Origin of the sequence: Streptomyces sp. CB03234 (genome assembly GCF_001905885.1) — a bacterium.
Taxonomy (GTDB): domain Bacteria; phylum Actinomycetota; class Actinomycetes; order Streptomycetales; family Streptomycetaceae; genus Streptomyces.
Genome location: NZ_LIYH01000009.1, coordinates 105935 through 131417, shown reverse-complemented (window position 1 = coordinate 131417; position 25483 = coordinate 105935). Strand labels below are relative to the sequence as shown.

Below are 25483 nucleotides of genomic sequence, written 5' to 3'. Positions count from 1 at the left end.
GATGGAACTCAGGCTTGACGGGCTCTCTGTGGTGACCGACGGCAGGAGCCTGGTACGTGACCTGTCCCTGGACGTGGAAAGCGGCCAGGTCGTGGGCCTGGTCGGCCCGAACGGAAGCGGCAAGTCCACCGCCCTCAGGTGTGTGTACCGTGCGCTCCGCCCCAGCTCCGGCACCGTCTGGGCGGGCGAGGAGGACCTCTCCCGCCTGACCGTGCGCCGCTCCGCGCAGGTCATCGCGGCCATGACCCAGGACGGCGTCGTCGATCTCGACTTCACGGTCGAAGAGGTCATCGCACTCGGACGCGCGCCGCACCTTCAGGGCAACCAGGCGCTCAGCCGCCGGGAGCGGGAGCTGTGCGAACGCGCGATGGACCGGCTCGACATCCGCCACCTCGCCCGGCGCGGAGTCCTGACGCTCTCGGGCGGGGAGCGCCAGCGTGTCCTGCTGGCCCGGGCGCTCGTCCAGGAGCCGAAGATCCTGGTGCTGGACGAGCCGACCAACCACCTCGACGTACGCCACCAGGTCGAACTGCTCTCGCTCCTGCGCGGCTCGGGACTCACCGTCCTGGTCGTGCTGCACGACCTCAACCTCGCCGCGGCCGCCTGCGACCGCCTCGGGGTCCTCAGCGATGGCCGCCTTGTCACCACCGGCACGCCCGACGACGTCCTCACCACGGATCTCGTCCACGAGGTGTTCGGCGTCAAGGCCAGCATCGTGTCCCACCCGCTGACGGGTGACCCGCAGTTGTTGTATTCGCTCACTCCCTCCCTGTGAAAGGCACCACCAGGTCATGACCATGACTCGATCTCCCCGCTCGGTGCGGCAGCACACCGTCCTCGGCTCCGCGCTCGCGGCCGCACTGCTGCTCAGCGGCTGCGGCGCCGAAGTGGAAACGGACGCCAAGGCATCCAAGAAGGTCACCGTCAAGAGGTGCGGTGAGCCGGTCGAATACACGGTCCCCAAGCGCGCCGTGGCGTACGAAGGCGGAAGCGCCGACAAGCTGTTCAGCCTCGGGCTGGTCGACCACGTGCACGGCTACGTGATGCCGCCGGCGAACCCGCCGGTGGAGGAGTCGCCGTGGGCGAGCGACTACGCCAAGGTGAAGCTGCTCAGCACGGATCTCCTCAACAAGGAAATCGTGGTCGAGGCCAAGTCCGATTTCGTCGTCGCGGGCTGGAAGTCGGGCTTCAAGGACGAGCGGGGCATCACCCCGGAGATCCTGGACAAGCTCGGGATCCAGAGCTTCATGCACAGCGAAAGCTGCTTCAACTACCCCAAGTACCCGGAGAAGCTCACCCCGTTCGAAGCCCTTTACGCCGACCTCGACCGGCTGGGCCAGATCTTCCAGGTCCAGGACAAGGCGGACGAGGTCGTCGGTGGGCTGAAGAAGCGGGTGGAGGCCGTCAAGGCGAAGGCGCCCAAGGGCGATCCGGTCCCGGTCTTCCTCTACGACTCGGGCACCGACCAGCCCTTCACCGCGGGCAACCAGGTCCCGCCCAACGACATCATCAAGACCGCCGGCGGCAGGAACGTCTTCGACGGCCTCGACCAGCGGTGGACGCAGGTGAACTGGGAGGCCGTCGCCAAAGCGGAGCCGGAAGTCATCATGATCCTCGACTACGGGGACCTGCCCGCCCAGAAGAAGATCGACTTCCTGAAGAAGTCCCCCCACACGAAGGGGCTGCCCGCCGTCAAGAAGAACAACTTCTTCATCCTCGACTACAACGAGGGCATCAGCGGACCGCGCAACATCGACGGCCTGGAGAAGTTCGCGAAGTACCTCGGTGAGCTCAAGAGCTGACCGAGCCAACAGCGCGCCAGGGCCGTGTCCGCTCCGCACGGCCCTGGCAGCCGGCTCCTGCGCGCTGCACGCCTGGCGTGCCGTGAGGTGTGATGTGGAGGAGGTGTGTGCGGCGGACGACGTGTGATCGTTCGTATGTACGGTGGGTGTTAGCCTGCCCGCGGTCATGATCGAATGCGTACGGGGGAGGCGCGGTGGGCGGCACGAGCAACCTCACCGACAGCTCTTCGACCCTGTCGGCAACGCCCTCTCGGTGCCCGAACCGGGCGGTGACCGGGGCCTGGCGGAGAGTCTGGCAAGGCTCTACCGCGGCCAGGCCGACCGGGCGAGGAGGGCTGCCCCGCCACAGCAGGGGCGGTGCCGCGATCGCGGCGGCCGCGCTCCTCGCTCTTGCCACGGGCTGCGGCCCGGGCACCGACGAACCGGCCGGCGGCTCGCCGAGCACCGCAAGCCGCACGACGAGCCACCCGGTGAAGGACACCAGCATCGACGCCGAGCCGGGTGAGCGCTTCACGCTCACCGTCGGCCGGAACGCCTCCACCCGCGAGTACTGGTACCTGGTCGACCCCGAGCCCGACAGCTCGGTGCTGGTCAGCCGCGGCCAGGAGTACGCGTCGGACTCCGGCGACGAGCCGGTGCCCGGTGCCGGCGGCCGGCTCACCTTCACCTTCGAGGCCAAGGGCAAGGGGACCACCCGGTTCACACTGCTGCACTGCACTTTTGCCACCTGCCAGGGCAACACCTCCACCCTGCCCCCCGAGACGACCGGACCCTCCGCCTCCCCGACCACGGGGGCGGCCACCCCCACCCAGGCACCCGAGCGCATCACCTACACCGTCACCGTCGGCTGAGCCGCGGGGGAGGCGCGTCGCCGGATCGAGCCTCCAAGGCGGTGGCACCCGCCGTCCTCCTATCCGAGCGTGAGCATCGCCTCGGTGACCTCGCCGACCGCTGCATCGGGGATCGCAGTGGCGGCCTCCTCGAGAACGAGCAGCCGTGCCCCGGGGATCTCGCGCGCGATCACCTCGCCGTTGCCGACGGGGAAGAACCGGTCGCGGCGGCCGTGGACGACGAGCGTGGGGACCTCGATCCCGGGCAGGCGCTCGCGCCAGCGGGGTTCGCAGTCGAGCCTGGAAAACACCATGCCCATCTGGTTGGCCATCTGGACCGGGGGTGCGGTACCGGGCGTACGGTCCCAGATACGCGCGGCGATGGCGCGCGCGGCGACGGGGTCGTCACCGAGGATCTCCGCGCCGGCGGCGGCGAACTCCGCAACCGCCTCGCGGTCGGTCCAATCGGGCATCGGACGCGCGAACAGCCGGCTCATCGTCGCCCGGTCATGCCCGGGGAGGTCATCGTCGGGCGGGCCAGGGGCAACCGCTCGGGTGCCGACCAGGGTGAGCGCCGAGAACGCGCCCGGATGGTCGAGCACGGCCACCTGGGCGACCATCCCGCCGACGCCGATCCCCGCGAGGTGCGCAGGCCCCCCGCCGAGCGCGTCAGCAAGGGCCGCCGCGTCGGCGGCGAGGCCGCGCAGGGTGTAGGCGGGCGCCTCCGGATCCGTCGTCGTCGACTCCCCGCTGTCGCGCAGGTCGTAGCGCACCACACGGCGCCCGCCGGCGGCGAGGCGCTCGCACAGCGCGTCGGGCCAGGAGAGCATCGTCGTCCCGCCCGCGAGCAGGACGAGTGGCGCGTCGTCGTCACCGAACGACTCGATGCCCAAGGTGATCTCGTTGGCGTTGACCGTGGTCATCGGATCACCGCAAGACGTCGTAGGTCAGGTGCGTCGCGGTCGATGCCGGGACCACGCTCCGCTGCACCAGCGTGCGCGGTGCTTCGCCGGTGAACAGTGGTGTCCCGGCGCCCAGCACGATGGGTGCGAGGTGCAGCGTCAGCGCGTCGACCAGCGGCGTCGAGCGCCGAGCCGACCGTGGCGCCGCCGCCCATGAGGATGACGTCGAGGTCCTTGCCGCTGTCCGACGACGCCGCCTCGGCCCGGTCGCGTGCGGCGGCGACGGCGTCGGGCAGACCGGTGGTGATGAATGTCCAGTCGAGGCCGGTGGTCCGCACCGACTCCGGCGGCGAGCTCGTCACGACGACGAACGCGGGCGTGCCGACCTCGCCGGCGCCGTAGCCGGACGTGTCGTCCCAGCCTTTCGGCCCGTCCGGGCCGGGGTCGGGCCCGGTGACGAAGCCGTCGAGGGAGGCCGAGATGTCAGCAGTGGGTCGAGTCATGCCAGGGCAGACCCGACCCACCGCCCAAACTCATCGCTCAGGCGCGAAGCGTGTGGCGGATGCGAACTCGATAGCACGGCGCGGACGGGCGCGCTTGCCTTCTGGGGAACCGAGGACCACGACTCCGGCCGTTCGCGGCATCGGCGGATCTCGGTGAGCCGGCGGCCCGGACAACGGATGCCGGAAGGCTGCCGGGCGGTATCACGGCGCGACGTGATGCCTTGTGCTAGTGTCATGCGTTTGCGTGGTCGTCGCGGTGGGCGATTCTGCCTGTTCGGTCCCGCCTGTGCGTGGGCTGTTCCATCCTGCCGGGCCTTCCTCGGTACGCTCCTCTGCGGAAGGCTGTTCATGAAGCATCCCGACGACTCCGGCATCGCTCACGGCGGTCCCGCCCAGCCCGGGGCCACGACCCCGGCGCTGCCCCCTGCCGTCTCCTTCGCCGGCCTGGAACTGCCGGTGGAGGTGGTGCGGACACTGAGCGGACTCGGGGTGCGCGACCCCTTTCCGATCCAGGCCGCCACACTGCCCGATGCCCTGGCGGGGCGGGACGTCCTGGGGCGCGGGCGCACCGGATCGGGCAAGACGCTCGCCTTCGGCCTGCCGCTGCTGACACGTACGGCCGGGCGGCGCGCCGAACCGAAACAGCCCCTCGCCCTGATCCTTGTGCCCACCCGGGAGCTGGCCCAACAGATCACCCAGGCGCTGGCGCCGTACGCCGAGGCATTGCGGCTGCGGACGGCCACGGTCGTCGGCGGCACGTCGATCGGCCGGCAGGTCGCCGCGCTGCGCCAGGGAGCCGAGGTGGTCGTCGCCACCCCCGGGCGCCTGCACGACCTGATCGAGCGCAACGCCTGCCGCCTGGGACGGGTAAGGATCACCGTGCTGGACGAGGCCGACCAGATGTGCGACCTGGGATTCCTGCCGCAGGTTGCCGACCTCCTCGACCAGGTGCACCCCGACGGGCAGCGGATGCTCTTCTCGGCCACTCTGGATCGCGACGTCGATCAGCTGGTCCGGCGCTACCTCCACGACCCCGTCGTCCACTCGGTCGACCCCTCCGCGGGCACGGTCTCGACGATGGAGCACCACGTTCTGGTCGTCCACGGCCCTGACCGCTACGCCGTCACCACGGAGATCGCCGCCCGCGACGGCCGCGTACTGCTGTTCCTCGACACCAAGCACGCCGTCGACCAGCTCACCCGGCACCTGCGGGCCAGCGGGGTGCATGCCGGGGCCCTGCACAGCGGCAAGTCCCAGCCACAGCGCACACGGACCCTGGCGCAGTTCAAGAACGGCCAGATCACCGTTCTGGTGGCGACCAATGTCGCGGCCCGTGGCCTGCACATCGACGACCTCGATCTCGTGGTCAACGTCGACCCGCCCACCGACCCCAAGGACTACGTGCACCGGGCCGGCCGTACCGCCCGCGCCGGTGAGTCCGGCAGCGTGGTCACGCTCGTGCTGGCGGGCCAGCGCCGCGAGACGAGCCTCATGATGGCCGGGGCCGGCATCGAGCCGACCGTCACCAAGGTGCGCTCGGGCGAGGCGGAACTGAGCCGGATCACCGGCGCCAGGGCTCCCTCCGGCACCCCGCTCGACGGCGCGCCCGCCATCCCCCGACCCAAGAACAGCAACGCTCCCTTCCGTGGCCTCGGCACCAGCAAGGACCCCTCCCGCGGCGCCGGCGGCACGTCCCGAAAGGCCGGCGAGGCACGCAAGCTCGCCGAGGCGCGCAAGGCCGCCCTCGTGCGTCGCAACGGCTGAGAGCCGTTGCCTGTCAGCGAATCTCCCGCCGAAACCGGAGCAGGATGATGTCGCCGGCGCCCGGCATGACAAGCTGTGCCGGCCCACCCCCGAACCCAGGAGGTCACCATGACCGCAGAGCCCGCAACCCCGGAAGGTTCGGAGCCGGCCGGCCCCGAGACGCCCCCGCTGGCGCCGGACAGCGACGGCAACTACGACCTCAAGCGCAAGTTCCGTGAAGCCCTGGCGCGCAAGCGGGGTGCGCAGGCGGACGCTGCCGATGTTGCCGCCAACCCGGATGCGTCGAAGGTGCGTGCGGCGCACGGCCCGGCTGCGAGCCAGCGGTCGTTCAGGCGTAAGAGCGGCGGCTGAGTCGGTCAGTCCCGCGGTCCGGCCGCTTTACCGGCACGCCGCTTCACCGGCACTCTGCGCGCTGTCCACTGGCGCGCAGAGTGCCGTGGCCCGCATCGAGCGCCTGACGCAGATGTGCCGCACACGGTGCTCCAGCCCGGGTGGTTGCCCGGGGTGACCTCCTCGCCATGTGTGCTCCGAGTTCCGCCTCCGGCCCCTCACAAGGCAAGATGGCCTGCACGGAACTGAGGTGGGGGAAGGGCCTGTTGGTGGCGACGGTGAAGCCGCAGCTCGTGTTCGTGCACGGCATCGGCGGACTCCGCGACGCGGAGACGGAACGGCGGCAGTGGCTGCGGGCGCTGGCCACCGGTGCGCGTGCGGCCGGGCACGCGGAGTCGGTTTCGGCGCTCACTCAGGGCTGGCTCGCGGACGCGAGGTTCGCGGACTACAGCGCTCTGTTCACTCCCAGGGGTGCCCAAGGGGGGCCGTCGGCCGGGGAGTTGGATCCGTCGGAGGAGGAGTTCGTCGCGCGTCTGCTGGACGCGATGGTGGAGGAGCTCGCCGAGCGGTTCCCGCCGGAGACGGGCTCGCGCGAGGCCCGGGTCGCCGGACAGGCCCGGCACCATCTGGACGCCCTCGCCTCCGGCAGCCGGGCCCAGGGGCCCGGGGAGTTCGGGCGCCGGCTGGTGTGGGTGACCACGACGCTCCTCCAGCTTCCGGGCCTACGGCAGACGGCACAGTGGCTGAACGGCCAGGCGTTCGCGCTGCACCTCGCCCAGGTGGCACGGTACTTGAACCGGCAGGGCGACAAGGCGGCCCTCGGCGCAGCCGTCCGGTCCCGGGTGCTGGACGGCTGGGATCCGTCCCGTCCGCTCGTCGTCGTCGCGCACTCCCTCGGCACCGTCGTGGCCTACGAGGCACTGCACGAGTACGAAGGCCCCGTCGACCTGTGGGTGACGCTCGGCTCCCCCCTCGCGCTCGGCGGTGTGGTCCTCCAGCGGCTCGTGCCACGGCCGCCGTCCTGCCCGGAGAACGTGGGCGCGTGGCTGAACTTCTGGGACCGCGACGACGTCATCGCCGGACGCCCCCGGCTGGCCGACTGGATCGCGCCGAGCGGCCGGGGCGTGAAGGCGGAGACCGCCCCCGTGAGGTCCGCCGGGCTCTGGACCCACACGGCCACCACATACCTGGAGCACGCCGAGGTGGCCGGTCCCATCGTGCAGGCGCTGCTGCCGTGACGGCCCTCGCCCCACCGACACCACCCCGCCATGTGCTGGTGGTCGCCGCCCAGTGCACCGGCGCGGAGGAACTCCCGGGCCTGGAGGAGGCCGCACGCCGGCTGCACCGGGCGCTGGTCGACCCGGACATCGGAGCCTGCGTCGACCGCGGCGAGGGCGACACCGGCTCCCTGCTCGTCGGCACCGCGCTGGGCAAGGCACGCGTCGAGGAGGCCCTCGCGACCGCGCTCGGCCGGGCGAAGGCCGACGGCGGACCTCTGGTGCTGGCGCTGCTGGGACACGGGACGGGCGGCTGCGGCGGCCCGCTGTACTTCGTCACCTCGGGCAGCGCGCAGGACCCGGCGATCGGACAGCTGGACGTGCCGTCCGCGCTCGGCACCGTCGCCAACGACCCCGGCCTCAACGGCCTGATGGCCGTCGTCGACACCTGCCACGCCGCCGCCGCGCTGCCGGGCGCACATTCCGCGACGGCCGGACTCAAACAGGGCGCCCTGCGCCTGTCCCTGCTCTTCGCCGCCTCCGCCCACATGCCGGCGTGGGACATGAGCCTGAGCGTCCGGCTCGCCGAGCTGCTGGAGAAGGGGGTGCCGGACGCGGGAGAGTTCCTGACGGTCGACGACCGGCTGATCGAGGAGCTGCGCGATCGCATCACCGTCCAGGAACCCGGCGGCTGCACCTTCAACGGCTCCCCCGTGCCCGGAGGATCTCTCTGGCTGGCCCGCAACGTCCAGGCCCCCGCGGGTCGTTCCAGCGGCTGCCTGGGCCCGAGGGCGTACGCGAGAATGCGGAAGGTGCTGCGCCCGCTGGACGGCACCAACGCGATCAACAGCGCGGAACAACTGGCGGACTGGCTGGCCCGGCTGGGGGAGGAGAGCCGGAGCCGGCCCGCCGTCCGGCGTGTGCTGGAGTTCCATCGGGACCTGCGCACCTGCGGGGCCACTCTCACCGTCCTCGAGGAGACCTTCAGCCGTGCCCTGACCGACGACCTGCTCCGCAAGGCGGCGGCGCGCAGCGGCTTCCCGCTGGACGTGGTGGTACAGGTGCCCTGCCCGTCCCTGCGGGACCTGGTCGAGTACGCCGTTCTCGACGCGTCCCCCGTCGACCCCGACCGCCGGCTCCGGACGCTGGTGCACTTCGTCGCGGCCCTCACCCATCTGACCGGTCCGGGCGAGGTCCCACCAGAGCGACTGACGACCTGGGCCACCAAGCTGGGCGCCATGACCGCGCTGAACAGCCGACTGCGGGAACTGGCCCGGGCGACGCCCCGTCTGGTCCTGGTGGTCGCCGACGACGGCGGTGCGGACGTCGTCCGGGTGGACGCGTCGCTGCTGTTCGGCTCGGCCGTGGTCCACGCCTCGGAGTTCCCGTGCCGGCCCGGCCGGGACGCCTTGGCGTCCGCGCTGGACGAAGCGGTCGGCTGGGCCGTGTCCTGGCTGAGCGCGGCGGGCGCCCAGCTGGTGGCGATCGACGTGTCGGTCCCGACCTTCCTGCTGCTGGATTCCCCGCCGGAGGAGTGGCGGGTGGTCCGGGGCCGACGCATGCTCGGCGTGGACTACGACGTCATCACACGCTGGTCGGGCCTGCTGACGCCGCCGCCTGGCATCCGTCTCGACGACCTGCTGCACACCGGCAGCCAGCTCCTGACCTCGTTGCAGACCGGGGCCCACCCAGGTCCGTCGTGGCTCACCCCCGACGATCTCAGCAGCGTCGAGGCCCTGCAGGACCTGCTGGGCCGCCGCCGTACGGGCAGCTGCGTATGGGGAGTGAGCACCCTCCCGGAGACCGACTTCGGCCTGATGCTGGAGGAACTCCTCACCCACACACCGGCCCTGATCTGGCCCCGGCACGGCAACGTCACCGACCCGCGAGCCCTGCAGGACGCGGTCGCGGAGCACTGGGACGCGCTGCCGGAGCAACTCGTCCGCGCCTTCCAGGGGAGGCTGGACAACAGCCTCGGCGGGGACGGCCCCGGCCATCTGGCCGACATCCGCACCACATGGCACGACGCCCACTGGCAGGCCTTCTGCCAACGGCGCGCCGGCCGGGCGGTCGTCGCCCCGCACGACCTGACGCCGAAGGAGCGAGCATGAACTGGACTCCGTACTACGCGGGTACGGGAGTCGTCCCCGAGGAGCCGCCCACGCTCCCGCCTCCGCCCCCGTGGCGTGCGCAGGCGGCCAGGAACGGAGCAGGGGCGGACGGCGAGCCGACGCCGTCCGCGGCGAGCACCTACCGGCCGGCCCCCGGCCTGGTCGACGCGGTCAACGCGGCGCTCCATCTGCGCCGCCCCCTGCTGCTCACCGGCCCGGCGGGCTCCGGCAAGTCGACCGTCGTCGAGCAGATCGCCGCCGAACTCGGACTCGGGAACGTGCTGCGCTGGCACATCACCTCCCGCAGCACACTCGCCGACGCGCTCTACCGCTACGACGCCCTGGGCCGCATCCACGCCTACAACGTCCGTGCCGTCGACCGCCCGGCCGCCTCGGTGAGTGGACGGGCCGCGCGCCGCGCCGCCCGTGCCACGCTCGCCGCCCGTGCCGCACGCGCGGTACGCGACGACATCGGGGACTTCGTTCAGCTCGGCCCCCTCGGCACCGCTCTGCTGCCCGGGGACCGCCCGCGCGCCCTGCTGATCGACGAGATCGACAAGAGCGACCTCGATCTGCCCGGCGACCTCCTCGACGTCCTGGAGCGCGGCCGCTTCGAGATCCCCGAACTCGCCCGCCACAACAGGAGCAGGGTCACCGTCCGCACCGCCGAGCCGGGCGAAAGGCAAGAGATCCACAACGGTCTGGTGGAGTGCGAGGAGTTTCCGGTCATCGTGCTCACCAGCAACGGCGAGCGCGACTTCCCCGCACCCTTCCTGCGTCGCTGCGTTCGCTTCGACATGCCCGCGCTCACGGTTCCGGCGCTCACCGGCATCGTCGAGGCCCACCTGGAGAAGGTCGAGGAGGGCACCACCCGGACGCTGGTGAACGCCTTCGTCGAGCGGCTGAACCGCGGCGAGAGCCTCGCCATCGACCAGTTGCTGAGCGCCGTCCATCTGCTGCGCGGTGACGGCGTCTCGGACGAGGACCAGCGGACGAGGCTGCAGGAGCTGCTGCTCCAGGGGCTCGGGCGTGCCTGAGAACCGTGCCGCACGGCTGCTCGCGGCCCTGGGTCTGCCTGGGCCGCTCGGCATCGGGGAGGGCGACGGAGAGGAGTGGGACGTCCCGGCGACCCTGGACGCCCTTCTTCTCGCCGCCGCCCGGTCGAACACCGAGGGGACCGGCGACCGCCCCGCCGATCCGCCCCCGGCCGCCGAGGAGCCGCCGGCGGACAAACCGGCCGGTCCGGAACCGCCGTCCGACGGCCCCGCCGATCTGCCTGCCCCCGTGTCCGGCCGCGGCAACGCGGACACCACCGCGACGGCCTCGGTGTGGCTGAGGGACGACAGCGCCGCCGCCACGATCCCCGCCAGGCCCGTGAGCATCGGCCGCGCCTCCGCCCTGTCGAACGCCCTCGAGATCGGCCGCGCCCTGCGCCCGCTGCGCCGCCCCCGGCCGTCCCGGGTCCGGCAAGGTCTCGACCTGGACGCCACCGTCGATCACTACACCCGTACCGGCGTCCTCGTCCCCCGGCTCGTCCCGGTGCCGGAGCCATGGCTGGAGCTGGTCGTGGTCGTGGACCGGGGGACGTCCATGGCGGTCTGGGACGAGACCGTGCGCGTCCTGACGAAGGTGCTGCGCACGCTGTCCGCGTTCCGCGGCATCCGCGTGTGGCATCTCGAGCATCCACTGGGGGCCGCTCCGGTGCTCCGCGACCATCGCGGCCAGGCCCTGCCCATGGACCCGTCCCACGCCGTCCATCGCGGACCGGCCCACCGCCTGTTCCTCGTCGTCTCCGACTGCGCGGCTCCCGCCTGGCGCGAGGAGACCCTCTGGCGGACGCTGCACACCTGGGGACTCACGGCCCCCGTGGCCCTCGTCAACCCGCTGCCGAGACGTCTGTGGCAACGCTCCGGCCTCGACCTGCCCCGGACGACGGCGACCGCCCCCGTCCCGGCGTCTCCGGGGCGGCTCCTCGCCTACCGACGCCCGCGTCTCCTCCGGGAGGACGCTCCGGGGACGCGGCCCTGGCAGGCGTTGCCCGTATTGCAGTTCGATCCCGGCCAGATGCTCGCCTGGGCACGCGCCGTGATGCGCACCGACCCCCACGGCTGCGAGGCCGTCCTGGTGCCTGCCTCGGGCCGGATGCCCTCCCGTGGCCGGGTTCCGCAACCGTCCGCCGTCCGACCCGTCACCCCGGCGGCATACGACAGGCGCGCCGCGGCGGCAGCGGTGGCCTTCACGGACGGCCGGCGCTCGCCCGCCGTCCGTTTGGCGATCGCCGCTTCCTCGCTCGACGCGTTCACCCTCCCGGTCCTCGACGTGCTGCGCGAGCGCCTCGTCCCCGAGGCGGCCGTCGCCGACGTCGCCGAGTTCCTCACCGCCGGGCTGCTCACGGCAACCCGGCAGGAGGACGCGGAGCTGGTATACCGCTTCCACCCTGGCGCGACCGGGCACCTGCGCGGGCTCCTCAGCCACGACCAGGCGTGGGACGCCCACTTCGCCCTCACCGACCACCTCGCCGCCCACCCCCAGGCTCCACGAGGAATCGTCGCCGCCCTCCACTCTCCCGGGAGCCGCGAGCAACTCCCCGCCGGCCTCCGGCCCATCGCCCAGGCGGCCGCCGCGACGGCCCGCCTCCTCGGCATCGAGCCGGCCGAGCAGGTTCCTGTCCGATACGTACTCAGCAGCGCGCAGCGCGAGATGCTCGGCCGCCTGGACGCCGAGCGCGAGATCCACGACCGGCACCGCAATCTCCTCGTCGCCGCCCCCGGAACCGGCAAGACGGTCCTGTCGGCCTTCGACTACCGGCGTCTGTGCGAGAAGAACCAGCGAGACCTGCGGCTTCTCTTCGTCGCGGACCGCAGCGTGCTGCTGCACCAGGCGCGCGAGGTCTACGAAGACGTCCTCATGCACCCGGGCTTCGGAGAGTCGCTGTACAGCGGGGCTGTTCCCAAGAACTGGAACCACGTGTTCGCCAGTGTGCAGTCACTCGGGAGCGCCCTGGACGGACTGCCGCCCGATCACTTCGACGTGATAGTCATGGACGAGTTCCACAGGGCGGCCTCGGCGACGTACCGGAGGATCCTCGACCACTTCAGGCCGATGGAGCTGCTCGGCTTGACGGCGAGCCCCGAAAGGATGGACGGCCTGAATGTCCAGGACGCGTTCTTCGAAGGTCGTATCGCCGCGGAGATGCGGTTGCGGGACGCGCTGGAAAGTGACCAGCTCGCTCCTCTCCACTACTTCGGTTTCGGCGACGGCACCGACTTTCGGTCGCTGGACTGGAGACGGGGAGCGTACGACGGTGCCGCGCTGTCCAGCCTGCTCTCCGGCAACGAGGCACGGGCGCGACTGGTCCTCAGGGCCGTCCGGGACATGGTTGCCGAGCCTCGGGCCATGCGGGCCGTCGGCTTCTGCGTTTCCGTGGCACATGCCGAATTCATGGCCCAGTGCTTCCGCGGTGCCGGCCTCGACGCCGTGGCCCTGTCCTCGCAGGATTCACGTGAAAGGCGCCAGGCGGCGGTCTCTTCCCTCCGGGCCGGCGAATTGCGGGCTGTCTTCTGCGTCGACGTGTTCGACGAGAACCACGCGATCCCCGAGGTCGACACACTGCTCCTGCTCCGCCCGACGTCGAGCACCGTCGGATTCCTCCAGCAACTCTCGGTCGGTCTCCTCCGCTCCCCGGGCAAGGCGGTGCTCACCGTGCTCGACTTCATCGGGTACCACCGCAAGGAGTTCCGCCTCGACAACCAGTTCCGCGCCATGACGGACCTGACGCGCCGACAGCTGGTGGACCGGATCGAGCACTTCCCGCAACTCCCCTCCGGCTGCACCGTCGTCCTCGACGAGGGGGCCAAGAGGTGTCTCGTCGACAACATCCGGGAGCAGTTGGGGCGCAGTGTCATCGAGCGGGCCCGCGAGGTCGCCGAGTACGCGGAGCCGGTACTCGGGCGGTACCTGCACCGGAGCGGGCGGGAACTCACCGAGCTCTACCAGGGCGAAGGCATTTCCTGGACCGGGCTGCTGCGCCGTACCCGTCTGCTGCCGGGGGAGCCTCCGGACGGAGAGGCGGCACTCCTGGCGCGTGTCCGTGCCTTTCTCCACGTGGACGACCCGCAGCGCGTACAGGCCTACACCCGCATGCTGGAGGACGACGCGCCTCACTACGGCGATCTGGACGAGCGGGACCGGGCGTACGCGCGCATGCTCTTCTTCCAGCTCTGGCCGCGCGGCGGCATGACGCGCGACGGTTTCGCCGGCTACGAGGAGGGATTCGCCGCCCTGCGTCCACAGCACGCGTTCCGGAGCGAACTGCGCCAGGTCCTGGCGTACAACCTGGAACGCACCACACGCGTCCCGATTCCTCTGCCCGCGCTGGGCGGCAGGCACGACGTCCCCCTGACCGTCCACGCCTCCTACACCCGTGAAGAGATCCTGTCGGCATTGGGAGAGGCAGAGATCCGCGGCCCGTTGCCGGCCGACTTCCGTGAGGGCGTGAAGTGGTGCCGGTCCATGAGGACCGACGCGCTGTTCATCACTCGGGCGCAGGACTATGCGTTGAGCAGCACCCTGTTCCACTGGGAATCCCAGAGCCAGACCTCCGAGACCTCCCCCGCGGGGCTGCGGTACCGGAACCATGCCGAGATGGGCACCCACGTCCTGCTGTTCCTCCGGTCGGGCAGGACCAGCGACATCGGCAGCCCCCAGCCCTGGACGTTCCTCGGCCCGGCCGACTACGTAGGCCACACCGGCAGCATGCCCATGGCCATCACCTGGAAGCTGCGGCGCGAACTCCCGGCGGACATCTGGTCGTACGCGCGGATCTCCTGAACCGTAGCCGTGCGGGACGCGGCCAGTGGAGCCCGCCCGGCCCGCGCCGGCGCGGCCCGCGGCGGGAAGTCGACCAGGCACCCCTGCCAGTCCTCCCGGTCGACGACCGGGCTCTGGGCCGGCGCGTCCACGAGCACCCGCGGAAACCGGACGGACCTGGTGCCCACACCGCACCGGCGTCGCGGGCTGATCAGCCGGATCAGTCGAAGGAGCCGTGCCGTCCCGATCCGGAGGCGAAGCGCGCGGCGCCGGACAGGGTCTCCCCGGAGGACAGGGACACCATGCCGTGCCGCAGCTCGGCCGTCAGTGCCTCGGGCTCCGGCAGGCCGTGCTGCTCGCGCACCGCGAGCCGGTCGTGACGCAGGCAGGTCTGAGGAAAGGCGGCGATGTGACGGGCCAGTTCCTCCGCCGCGTGCCGGGCCTGTCCCGGCGGTACGAGGCGGTTGGCGAGCCCGATCGCGTACGCCTCCGAGGCCAGGACCGGGCGGCCGGTCAGGATCAGGTCCATGGCGCGGCTCTCGCCGATCAGCCGGGGCAGCCGGACAGTGCCGCCGTCGATGAGCGGCACGCCCCACCGGCGGCAGAACACCCCGAGGACCGCGTCCTCCTCCACCACCCTGAGGTCGCACCAGAGGGCCAGTTCGAGGCCGCCGGCCACGGCGTGCCCGGCGACGGCCGCGACGACCGGCTTGGTCAGCCGCAGCCGGGTCGGCCCCATCGGCCCGTCGCCGTCGGGCGCCACCCGGTTGCCGCGTCCGGTGCCGACGGCCTTGAGGTCGGCGCCCGCGCAGAACGTGCCGCCCTCGCCCCACAGCACGGCGACCGAGGCGTCGTCGTCCGCCTCGAACGCCCGGAAGGCGTCGGCCAGGAGGCGGGCCGTCGGCCCGTCCACGGCATTGCGGGCGGCGGGCCGGGAGAGCACCACGGTCGTCACGGGACCGTCGCGCTCCACGCGGACGGCCGGGGAAGCCTGGGAAGTCGGGGGATCGGTCATGGCGGCATTGTCGCCCGGTCGGCGGGCGGCGGCCAGAGGGGGCTTCGGTGGCGGATGGTAAGGCATCAGCAAGGGTGACTTTGTTGATGTGTACCAGCCCACATTTTTTCCTCACATGTCCCGCACGACTGCGGACCGACGCAATCCGGCCGGGCGGCGGAGCGGGTCGAGCCGTGCGGTGCTTGGGAAGGGGCCGCTCCGTGCGTGCCGCGTGGGTCGTACTCCCTGGTGGCAGATCAAATGGAACGCTGCATTCCGTACTACTCGCGAGTTCTGAACTCTTCTGCACAAGTCGTCTTTCAGTCAAAGATTGGCGTCAAGTGGCACGTTAAACAGTCATACCGGCGGTTGAGCGGACAGGAGCTGTCAATTCCACTTTGACTCCCCCCGGGTGATCTCCAAGACTGCGCCCCGACCACCTGGCACGCGATCGGGAACCGCGTGCGGGACCTAGCAGGGGGACCAGAACCAGAATGAAGAACAGCAACACGCACTCCGCCCGTGTGCGCAGAGCCGTCACGCGCGGACTCGTGACCGCCACCGCGCTCGCCTCCGTCACCGCCGTCGCCGCGCCGCAGGGCGCCGTCGCGGCCCCGCCGGCCGCCCCGGCCGCGGCGGCCGGCATCGGCACCACCGACACGCAGCGGGTCGACGCCGCCGCCGTGGTGCGCCTCGAGCCGAGCCCGGACGTACTGCTGCTCAGCGACCACGACTTCATCCACGCCCTCTGGCAGAAGGCCCGGGACGGCGGGGAGACGTTCGACGCGGTGCGGCAGGCCGCCGAGGCCGCCATGATGAGCGAGACGGCCGACGACCACGTCCAGTTCATCGTCACCGGCATCCACGAGGCGTACGCCGTCGACAAGCAGCGCGAGAAGGACAAGGCCGACGCCGCCCGCGCCGCCCGGCTCGCCAAGTCCCAGGCCCTGATAGCGATCGGCATCCCCAACAGCCCCGACCTGCTGGACCTGAGCGACGACAACTTCATCCGCGCCGTGATGCGCCACGAGGCCGCCGGACCCGAGGTCCGCGCCGCCGCCGCGACGGCCCTGGCCGCGGACCCGGCCGCCTGGCAGGAGTTCATCACCAACGGCGCCCGCGAGGCCCACCAGCGCGACGTGGCCAACGAACTGAAGGAACTGGAGGAGAAGGACCGCGCGGAGGCCGAGCGCCGCAGGGAGATCGCTGCCCGCACCAACGCGGCGGCACTGTTCCGCCTCACGCCGTCCGAGGCCATGCTGGTCCTCAGCGACGACAACTTCATCCGCGAACTGCTGCGCGTCGCACCGGCCGACGCCAAGACCAGCGAGCTGTACGCGGCGGCGCAGCGCGCGGTGCTCAGCCCCGACCCGGCCGTGTGGAAGCAGTTCATCCACACCGGCGCCGAAGAGGCGTACAAGAAGGACGACGAGGCGCGCCGCAAGCAGATCGCCGACGCCAACCGCCGGCTCGCCATCCAGATCCAGGCCGCCGCCGAGAAGACCGGCGTCAACCCCCACCTGGTCGCCACCGCGAAGAAGGCCCTGGCCGGCACCGACGAGGACATCGCGAAGTTCCTCACCGCGGAGAGCCAGTACCGGGCGAAGCGCCAGTCGTTCCAGCCGGCGAGCGGCAAGCCGGCGGGCTTCTACGTCCGGCAGTCCACGCCCGACGCCGGGGAGGCGTTCATCGCCCCGCTGTCCACCGGCTCCAAGCAGACCGACCGGGAGGACGGCACCTGGGTCGTCGTCCCCGCGCTCAACGGCCAGCCGGGCTGCTACTCCTTCGAGTCCTCCCGCAAGCTCGGCCACTACCTCACGCACAAGGACCTCCGCGTCAGGATGGCCGCGAGCGACAACAGCACCCAGTTCCGCAAGGACGCCACCTGGTGCGCCAAGAAGGGGCTGAGCGGCTCCGGCACCTCCTTCGAGTCGGCCGGCCAGCCCGGCCGCTTCCTGCGCGAGTACTACGGCGACCTCTTCGTGGCCAACAAGTCCGCCAAGAACCGCTTCGACGTCGAGAAGGACTTCGCCCAGGACGCCTCCTGGAAGATCGTCACCCCGCTCGCGCGCTGACCGCGCGGGCGGTGGTCACCCCGCTCGCGCGCCGGCCACCCGCCCGCCGGCCCTCCCCCTTCAGACCTGAGAAGAACGGAAGCACCCCATGTCCCGGATCGTCCGATCCGCCCTGGCCGTCGCGGCCGGTGTCGCCGCGCTCGCCGGCGGCGTCACCGTGGCCGTCGCCGACGAGGCGCGCCCCCAGCCGGCCCCCGCCACCACCACCGTGTCCACGTCCACCGCGGACGCCGTGGACGCCGGTGACGCCAGGGCCGCCGCCACCGCGGCCTCGAGGCCCTCGGCCGTACAGCTCAGGGCCGTCCACAGCGACAAGTGCCTCACGACCCCCAACGCCAGCCTCCGCAACGGCGTCAACAGCGTCCAGTCGACCTGCGTCGCGGACGCCGAGAACCAGCGCGTCGACATGGTCCCCACCGGCGCCGGCACCTTCGAACTGCGCTTCGCGCACAGCGGCAAGTGCCTGGACGTGGAGGCCGCCGGCACCACGACCGGCACGGTCGTCCAGCAGTGGTGGTGCGTGGGCAAGCCGAACCAGCGCTGGCGCCTGGTGATGGTCGACATCACCAACGAGCGGTACGAGCTGCGGCCCGCCCACACGCCGGCCGGCACGAACCGCTGCCTGGACATCGAGTCCTCCAGCAAGGCGGACGGCGCGATCGCGCGGCTGTGGGCCTGCAACGGCACGGCCGCCCAGCAGTGGCGCATCCACCCCGTCACGGCCGCCTGAGCCCCCCGTACACGCGAGAGAAACGGATCCCCACATGTCTCGGATCGTCCGAGCCGTCCTGACCGCGGGCGCGGCCGTCGCCGTCCTCGCCGGTACGGCCACCGCCGTCCAGGCCGACGGTGACCCCAACGTGCCCACCGCCGCCGCCACCGCCGCAGAGGCCGCGCGCGAGGCGTCGGCCGTCGCCGGTGCGGCGCGGGCGGAGGCCATCACCCGCACCAAGATGGCCAAGCAGGTCGTCACCCTCACCGCCGCCCACAGCGGCAAGTGCCTCGAGGTCGAGGGCGGCAAGACCACGGACGGCATCAACGTCCAGCAGTACGCCTGCAACAGCACCGACTCCCAGAAGTGGAGCGCCGTCGCCGCGCGTGGCGGAACCTTCGAGATGCGCAACGTCAAGAGCGGCAAGTGCCTCGAGGTCCAGGGCAAGAGCGTCAAGCCCGGCGCGGCCGTCCAGCAGTTCGCCTGCGGCCAGGGGGACCACCAGCGCTGGGAGATCCTGCTGGTCGACCCCGTGCGCAAGCTGTACGAGCTCCAGCCCGCGCACGCCGAGGGGATGTGTGTCGACGTGCCCAGCCAGAAGCAGGACGACGGCATCGACGTCCAGCTCTACACCTGCAACCGCACCGCCGCCCAGCTGTGGCAGGTCCGGCCGGTCGCGTGACCCGGCCGGATGGCGCGCACACGTGCGCCCGTTGAACGCCGCGAAGGGGCGGAGCCGCACCTGCGGCCCCGCCCCGGCGGCCGTGAACCGTACTTCACTTCCCGAGGGGGCCTTGAGTTGAGTCGTCAGTGGAGATGCGCGCGGGCGGTGACCGCCGGCGCACTGGCCGGCGCGATCGCGCTCGCGGGCGGCGTACCGGCATGGGCCAGTGCCGGCACCCCGGCCGCCGGACCGCAGCGGGTGGCGTCCACGGCCGGCGCCGCACCGGCCGGCCTGCCGACGCAGGACCTGTCGCCGGAGCTGGCCGCCGCTGTCGAGGAGGCCCGCAAGCGGGTGACGTCGATGGCGAAGACCCACCCGGCCGCCGAGGTGCGGACCTCGGCGTGGAACGCCCTGCGCAGTACGCGGGGGGACCAGGCGCTCCTGGAGTGGCTCGCTCCCAGCGGCGGCTTCGACGCCGCGAAGCAGCGCGCCCGGGACACCCGCGCCCGCAACAAGGCGTTCTGCGAGCGGGTGATCGCCACCCACACGGCGGAGTTCTCCCCGCATGTGCGGGCGGCCGCGACGCGGGCGCTGAAGGGCGGCGTCGCCGAGCAGGCCGCGTTCGTCACCTCCGGGTACGCCGAGGCCCAGCGCCGCGACCGCGCCGCGCGCGAGGCCGGCGAGCAGCAGCGGCTGGACGTCGCCGCCGCCGACCGCGAGTTCGTCCGCGCTCTCGGCGCTCAGGACCCGGGTGAACAGGTGCGGGTCGCGGCCCAGTGGGCGCTGCGGCCGGGGGCCACGGACGACGACGTGGCGGAGTTCTTCGGCTACGGCTGGGCCACCGGCGCCACGCTGGACCTGACGGCCTACCGCACCCGGGTGGCCGACGCGGAGGCGGTCCGCCACCACACGCTGACCCGCCTGATCGCGGAGGCGACGGCGGCCGAGGCGGCCGTGGCCGGCGCGGCGGACGCCGCCCGCGCCCGCGCCGAGGCCGAGCGCGCCTGGCAGGCGGTGTCCGAGCACGCCGGTGCGGCGCAGCGCGCCTGGCAGGCCGAACAGGCCGCCGCTGCCGCCCAGGCGGAGAACTGGCGGACCGTCGCCCAGCTGTCCCGCGAGTCCGCCGAACGCCTCTGGCAGGCGATCTCCGGCACCGCCGACGGCCACGAGGCCGCCTGGTCCGGGGAGCGGGCCGCGGCGGACGAGGCGGCGGTGTTCTGGAAGTCCATGTTCGACCGCGCCCAGGACGGTGAGAGCCGCGCCCGGGGCTGAACCCGGAAGCCCGGCGGGCCCGTGACCCGGGCCGGAGCCGGGGAGCCGGGGAGCCGGCGGGCCCGTGACCGGGGCCGTGACCGGGCCCGTGACCGGGCCCGAGGCCGGGAGGCCGGCCGGCCAGGGGGAGCCCCGTGGCCGGCCGGGCGGCACGCCGGCCAAACGACCACCCGCCCGTGACCGGGGCGGGATTTTCTCGATCATTCGTCTAGGGGGATTCCCGTGAGGGGAAGAGTCCGGCCCAGAGCCGGAGGGCTGCGCGTTGGCGTGGCCACGCACGTACGGAAGGCGGTGTCCGCGGCGATCGCCGTGGCGGTGCTCGGCACCGTCACCGGTGAGGCCGCCGCCGCGACCTCCGTACGCACCGAGCAGGTGTCGCTGACGCGGACGCTCCAGTCGCTGGACCGGCTCGCGGCGGCGGTGAAGCCGCAGAGCGACACCGCGCCGGCACCCGCCGCCACATCCGAGCTCGACCGCATCAGCGACGAACGGGACCGGCAACTGGTCCAGGACTTTGCCGAGTTCGACGAGGAGGAGGAAGTCCGCGAGGCCGCCAAGGCGGCGCTGGCGAGCACCGACCCGAACGCCATCCGCACCTTCCTGGAGCACGGAAAGGCCGAGGCACGGCAGCGCGCCAAGGACAAGCGCGCCGACGCCGACGGGACGAACCGTCGTCAGATCGAGGCGCTGCGCGGCACCGGCGGACCGTTCTTCAACGCCGAGGTCGAGCGCGTCCTGAAGGGCACGGCGCAGGACCGCGCCGACTTCCTCGCCTTCGGTGCCGGCATCGCCAAGCAGCGCGACGAGGCGGACAAGCAGAACGCCGCCAAGCGCGCCGAGGAGAACCGCAAGCGCGTCGAGATGCTGGCGTCCGTGGGCGGTCCCGCGGTCAAGCGGGCCGCGCTGGCGGCGCTGGAGTCCAAGGACGCCGCCGTGATCGCGGAGTTCCTGGAGAAGGGCTACCAAGTCGCGGCCAGGCAGGACGCCGACGACCGGGCCGCGCACGAGAAGGCGCAGAAGGAGGCCCAGGAGGCCGCCGAACGGCTACGCGAGCTGGCCCGCAAGGCCGCCGTCGCCGCCGAGGCCCGCACCAAGCTCATCGCCGCGCACGGCGACGCCGTCAAGGCGCTCAAGAACGCCTCCAACGCCATGTCGTCGGCCGCCTCGGCCGCACGCGAGGCGGACCGGATGCTGGCGGCCGACCGGGCCGGCAAGCGCCTGTCGGACTACACCGCGGTCAAGACGGAGGTCGCGCGCCAGGTCGGGTACGCCGAGGACGCGGCCAAGGCGGCCCAGGTCGCCGCGGCCCAGGCCAAGGTCCAGGCCGACGTCCTGGTGGGCACCGGCCTGGAGCACGGCGTCCAGTGGTCCGAGGTCGCCTCCGGCATCGCCGGTGCGGCGGACGCCGCCGCGAAGGCCGCCGCCACCGCGCGGCACGCGGTGGACGCCACCGCCGCCGACGCCGCCGGCCTCAACGCCAAGAACCAGGCCGAGCTGCACGCCCAGCAGGCCGCCAAGTGGCGTGCCAACGCCGAGGAGCACGCCAAGGCCGCGGCCCGGCTCGCCGACGCCGCCGCCAAGCAGGCCCAGGTCGCCGCGACCGCCGCCGAGCGGGCCAAGACGGCCCGGGTGGCCGCCGAGCAGGCCGAGCGCGAGGCGTGGGAGCACGCCCGCAAGACCCGCGAGGCCCGCGTCGAGGCGCAGCGCCAGGCCGCGATCGCGGCCGAGCAGCGCAAGGTCGCCGAGCGTGAGCGGGACCTCGCCGCCGCCGCCCGGGCCCGGGCCGAGCGGGAGCGGGACATCGCCGCGGCGGCACGCGCGCGTGCCGAGGCCGAGGCCCGTACCGCCTCCGCCGCCCGGGCGCAGGCCCAGGCCGCCGCCGCCACGGCCGCCGCCGCGCGCGCCGACGCCGCCCACCAGGACGGCATCGCCGCCGAGGCCGACCGCCGGGCGCGGGCCGAGGAGACCACCGCCCGCAACGCCCGCAACGCCGCATTCAAGGCGGAACAGAACCACCAGGCCAAGGAGGCCCGCGCCAAGGCCACCGAGGCGATCGCCGCCTCCGGCCGCGGCACCATCGACGCGGGTGTGGCCCGCGCAGCCGCCGACGCCGCACGTGCCGACGCCGACACGGCGGGCGCCGCGGCCGGTCAGGCCCGGAGCGCCGCCGACACCGCGAGCGGCGCGGCCGTACGGGCCCGTTCCGCCGCGACGGAGGCCGCGGGCGCCGCCGCCCGGGCCCGGGCAGCAGCCGCCGAGGCCACCGCGCACGCCGCGCGGGCCAACGCCGCGGCGAACAAGGCAGAGGCCGCTGCCGCCGCCGCGAACGCCGCCGCCAACAAGGCGGAGGCCGAGGCGGCCCTGACACGCGCGGCCGCCCGGCGCGCCGACGAGAAGGCCGCCGAGGCCACGGCGCAGGAGGCCCGCGCCGGCATCGCCGCGCACGAGTCCGCCCGGCTCGCGGGGCTCGCCGCCATGGAGGCGAACAATTCCCTCCAGGCCGCGAACCGCACCAAGGACGAGGCCCAGGGCGCCGTCCGTGAGGCGGCCATGGCACGCGTCCAGGCGACCGTCGCCGTGACCGCGTCCGCCGCCGCCCGCAGCACCGCCGCCGGCATCGCCGAACCGGCCAACACGGCCATCGCGCTCACCGCGCCGTTCAGCGGCAAGGACGCGGACGCCGACTTCGCCGCGGCGGTCGCCGCCGCGGCCGAGCAGATGGGCGCGGAGCAGGTCGCCTCGGCGGACGCCAAGGCCGCGGAGGCCGTCAAGGCCGCCGAGGCCGCGGAGGCCGCCGCCAAGCGGGCCAACGCCCAGGTCGCCCCGGCGTTCAAGGCCGCCGCCGACGCGGCGCGTTCGTCCGCGAACGCCGCGCGCTCCGCCGCGGCGGCCATGAAGTCGGCCGCGCGGGCCGCCGAGGAGGGCGCCAAGGCACGGGCCGCCGCGGCCCGCGCCAACCAGGCCGACGCCCAGGCCCAGGCCGACGCCAAGCTCGCCCGCTCGGCCGCCAACCAGGCGTACGCGGACGCCACTGCCGCCCGTAACGCCGCCAGCCAGGCCGAGGCCGAGGCGGCCCGCGCCCGGGGCGCCGCCGCCGAGGCCGACAGCCACGCGGTGGCCGCCAACAGCGCGGCCGGCCTCGCCGAGAAGGAGGCGAGCGTCGCCCAGGGCGCCGCCGCCCAGGCGGAGCAGGACGCCGCCGACGCGAACAAGTTCGCCGAGTCGGCCGAGGGCCACGCCAAGTCGGCGGAGGCGGCGGCGAAGAACGCCAACACCTACGCCCGCGAGGCGGACGAGGCCGCGAAGAAGGCCGAGGAGTATCAGCGCGAGCAGGAGCGCAAGGCCCGCGAGGCGGCGGCGAAGGCGGCGGAGCAGAAGGGTGGTGACGGGCTCAAGGATCTCACCCCCGCGGAGATCGAGGCCCTCAAGCTCGCCGGCATCTCGCCGGAGGAGCTCGCATGGGCGCGCGACCTCGACTCCAAGGACCTCGCCGATTTCCTCATCGAGAACGGTGGGCAGATCATCGTCGACCTCCTCTTCGAGGACATCAAGAAGTGCTTCACGGAGGGCAACTTCGAAAGCTGCTTCTGGGCGGTGGTCGGTGCTCTGCCCTGGGGCAAGGCCCTTCAGGTCATCAAGGCGACGCCGGCGATCACCAAGGCGCTCGTCAAGATCGTCGGTGGGCTCGACGACTTCCTCGACAACTCCGCCAAGGCGAAGAAGCTGCTCGACAAGAGCAAGGAGATCCTCGAGAAGTTCCGCAAGAACCCGCCGCCCTGCGTGACCGGCGGCCAGCCCAAGAACAGCTTCGCGCCGGGCACGCCGGTGCTCATGGCCGACGGTGCCCGCAAGCCCATCGAGACCGTACGAGTGGGTGAACGGGTCCTGGCGACCGACCCGCTGACCGGCCGGACCGAGGGCCGTGCCGTCACCCACCTGATCACCGGCGAGGGCAGCAAGAGCCTGCGGGAGCTGACCGTCGACACCGACGGTCCGGCGGGCGACGCCACGGGAACCATCACGGCCACCGACGGACACCCGTTCTGGGTCGAGAGCCGCAAGCACTGGGTGGATGCCGGAGACCTCACGGCGGGCGACCTGCTGCGCACCTCCGAGGGCGAGCTCAGGGAACTCGTCGGGCTCCGGGCCTGGACCGAGCCGATGCGGGTGCACAACCTGACGGTCGAAGGTCTCCACACGTACTATGTACTCGCCGGGAACGCACCGGTCCTTGTGCACAATACGAATCCAGGGTGCGGTGTCTCGCCGGAGATCCTGGAAGAGGCGTGGTCCACGTGGAACACGCCGGCCAACCTTGAGCATGTCATTGATCCGGCCAAACACGGCTTCAGTGATCTGGTGGCCAAGACCGGCGGGCGTGAAAAAGCCCTTCGCGCCATCCTGGACAGCCTTCATGGCGCGACAGACCTGCCGGCCGCCGGAAGGTACGAGGTGAGTCGAGAGATCGCAGGCGAGACGGTGACCATTCGTGGAGCGGTGGTGAACGGGATCCCCAGGCTCGGCACCGCATTCATTCCTGGAAAGTTCCCCGGCACCTCGTAGTCCCGCTCCGAGGTCTATGAGCGTCTGGGAAGTGTAGAAAGATCGGCTATGGTCACCCCGGTGGGGGAGACTGTCTGGAGGCTCTTGCCGTGGCTGTTGCAGTCACCCCTCGTCCCATGAATGCAAGTGAGAGAGGTGTGGTCGAGCTCATCCTCGCCCAGGACTTTCCCGGAGCGGCTGAACTGCGAGCCCAGATCGACTTCGCCGAGGTGGTCGCGCAGTGGGCGGAAGGCTCGGTCAGTGTCGACCTGCGGGTCCGGGAAGGTGCTCCCCGCTCGGCAGGAGTCTCTGGAGTCATTCCGGTGGATGCGACAGTTCTCGACACGTCTGGTTCCCTGATCGGAGAAATCCTTCTTTGGGCCACCGATGGGTACCTGTCGGCCATCGAATACGCTTGGTACGGAGATGAGCCGCCCAGCGTCCTCCCGGAACCCGACCTGATTTCCATCGAAGTCCGCTCCTAGCCGCAAGTGTGAGGGCCCCGCCGGAACACCCCGTTCCGGCGGGGCCCTTCTGCGTCTACTCATGGCAAGGAATGGCTCGAGCCGAATGCGCCATGGCGTGAAATGGACGCGCAGCCGTTCGTGTTGGCGACGTCGCCGAGGCCTTTGCACCGTACGAAGTGGCAAGGGCCTCCCCTGCGCACGGCGAGGCATTGCGACAGTGACCGAATCGAGAAAAGCGGAATCACCCGCACCGAAAGCGTGATGCGTCACTGCGCGCCGAACGACATTGATCGTATCCAGTCCGCGCGTTAAGGTCCTGACGACCAGTCGGAATTCGTGGCACACCGGAGGGAACCGCACGGGCATTCATGCGCCGGCGGACCGGTCACCGGATTCCCTCCCGTACGTGAACGTACGGACGACGTACACCAGGGGGAGTCCTTTCACCGGCCTGATGACGTCTACGCCCGCCCGGACTTCACGCTCCCC

At 72.3% G+C, this 25483-nt stretch carries 17 protein-coding genes and 1 pseudogene; 15 read left to right on the top strand and 3 right to left on the bottom strand.

Annotated elements, in window-relative coordinates; translation table 11 throughout:
- Position 1: 1 nt before the first annotated feature.
- From AMK26_RS33255 to AMK26_RS33245, 3 genes are all read left to right on the top strand, one after another.
- Positions 2-775 (top strand): ABC transporter ATP-binding protein, encoded by a 774-nt coding sequence (locus AMK26_RS33255; protein ID WP_073759610.1) that lies wholly within the window; start codon positions 2-4, stop codon positions 773-775.
- Positions 776-791: 16 nt separating this feature from the next.
- A complete protein-coding gene (locus AMK26_RS33250; RefSeq protein WP_073759608.1) occupies positions 792-1802 on the top strand; it encodes an ABC transporter substrate-binding protein in 1011 nt (336 codons plus the stop codon).
- A 470-nt stretch (positions 1803-2272) separates the two neighbouring features.
- A complete protein-coding gene (locus AMK26_RS33245) occupies positions 2273-2653 on the top strand; it encodes a protease inhibitor I42 family protein (protein WP_241838199.1) in 381 nt (126 codons plus the stop codon).
- Between the two features lie 59 nt (positions 2654-2712).
- Here the strand turns inward: AMK26_RS33245 and AMK26_RS33240 are convergent, their stop codons facing one another.
- The gene (locus AMK26_RS33240) at positions 2713-3555 is read right to left on the bottom strand and encodes an alpha/beta fold hydrolase (RefSeq protein ID WP_073759606.1); all 843 of its coding nucleotides are present in this window, start codon (positions 3553-3555) and stop codon (positions 2713-2715) included.
- A 4-nt stretch (positions 3556-3559) separates the two neighbouring features.
- Positions 3560-4037, bottom strand: a pseudogene (locus AMK26_RS33235) (dihydrofolate reductase family protein).
- A gap of 348 nt (positions 4038-4385) precedes the next feature.
- Here AMK26_RS33235 and AMK26_RS33230 point away from each other — a divergent pair.
- The 6 genes from AMK26_RS33230 to AMK26_RS35960 all read left to right on the top strand — a co-directional run bounded on the left by AMK26_RS33230 (position 4386) and on the right by AMK26_RS35960 (position 14289).
- Complete coding sequence (locus tag AMK26_RS33230; protein ID WP_073759604.1) at positions 4386-5801, top strand: DEAD/DEAH box helicase; 1416 nt, start codon at positions 4386-4388, stop codon at positions 5799-5801.
- A 108-nt stretch (positions 5802-5909) separates the two neighbouring features.
- Positions 5910-6152, top strand: coding sequence for a DUF5302 domain-containing protein (locus tag AMK26_RS33225; RefSeq protein WP_073759602.1), 243 nt, complete (start codon positions 5910-5912; stop codon positions 6150-6152).
- Between the two features lie 257 nt (positions 6153-6409).
- Positions 6410-7369 carry a hypothetical protein gene (locus AMK26_RS33220; RefSeq protein WP_241838198.1) on the top strand — a complete coding sequence of 320 codons (960 nt, stop codon included), beginning with the start codon at positions 6410-6412 and terminating at the stop codon, positions 7367-7369.
- Positions 7366-9459, top strand: coding sequence for a hypothetical protein (locus AMK26_RS33215; protein WP_143608694.1), 2094 nt, complete (start codon positions 7366-7368; stop codon positions 9457-9459). Before AMK26_RS33220 ends, AMK26_RS33215 begins: the two co-directional genes overlap by 4 nt.
- Positions 9456-10496 (top strand): AAA family ATPase, encoded by a 1041-nt coding sequence (locus tag AMK26_RS33210; protein ID WP_073759596.1) that lies wholly within the window; start codon positions 9456-9458, stop codon positions 10494-10496. Before AMK26_RS33215 ends, AMK26_RS33210 begins: the two co-directional genes overlap by 4 nt.
- A complete protein-coding gene (locus tag AMK26_RS35960) occupies positions 10489-14289 on the top strand; it encodes a DUF3427 domain-containing protein (protein WP_073759594.1) in 3801 nt (1266 codons plus the stop codon). The genes AMK26_RS33210 and AMK26_RS35960 overlap by 8 nt, the downstream gene beginning before the upstream one ends.
- 199 nt (positions 14290-14488) lie before the next feature.
- Here the strand turns inward: AMK26_RS35960 and AMK26_RS33200 are convergent, their stop codons facing one another.
- Complete coding sequence (locus AMK26_RS33200) at positions 14489-15283, bottom strand: crotonase/enoyl-CoA hydratase family protein (protein WP_073759592.1); 795 nt, start codon at positions 15281-15283, stop codon at positions 14489-14491.
- Positions 15284-15756: 473 nt separating this feature from the next.
- On the opposite strand from AMK26_RS33200, the gene AMK26_RS33195 reads away from it, so the two are divergent.
- The 6 genes from AMK26_RS33195 to AMK26_RS33170 all read left to right on the top strand — a co-directional run bounded on the left by AMK26_RS33195 (position 15757) and on the right by AMK26_RS33170 (position 25012).
- A complete protein-coding gene (locus AMK26_RS33195) occupies positions 15757-17337 on the top strand; it encodes an AbfB domain-containing protein (RefSeq protein ID WP_073759590.1) in 1581 nt (526 codons plus the stop codon).
- Between the two features lie 88 nt (positions 17338-17425).
- Positions 17426-18067, top strand: a complete 642-nt coding sequence (locus tag AMK26_RS33190; protein ID WP_073759588.1) for an RICIN domain-containing protein — start codon at positions 17426-17428, stop codon at positions 18065-18067.
- A gap of 34 nt (positions 18068-18101) precedes the next feature.
- Positions 18102-18731 carry an RICIN domain-containing protein gene (locus AMK26_RS33185; RefSeq protein WP_073759586.1) on the top strand — a complete coding sequence of 210 codons (630 nt, stop codon included), beginning with the start codon at positions 18102-18104 and terminating at the stop codon, positions 18729-18731.
- 147 nt (positions 18732-18878) lie between these two features.
- On the top strand, positions 18879-19985 hold the full coding sequence (locus tag AMK26_RS33180; RefSeq protein WP_073759584.1) for a hypothetical protein: 1107 nt from the start codon (positions 18879-18881) through the stop codon (positions 19983-19985).
- 267 nt (positions 19986-20252) lie between these two features.
- On the top strand, positions 20253-24548 hold the full coding sequence (locus AMK26_RS38480; RefSeq protein ID WP_073759582.1) for a polymorphic toxin-type HINT domain-containing protein: 4296 nt from the start codon (positions 20253-20255) through the stop codon (positions 24546-24548).
- 137 nt (positions 24549-24685) lie between these two features.
- Positions 24686-25012, top strand: coding sequence for a hypothetical protein (locus AMK26_RS33170; protein ID WP_079277947.1), 327 nt, complete (start codon positions 24686-24688; stop codon positions 25010-25012).
- Positions 25013-25483 lie beyond the last annotated feature (471 nt).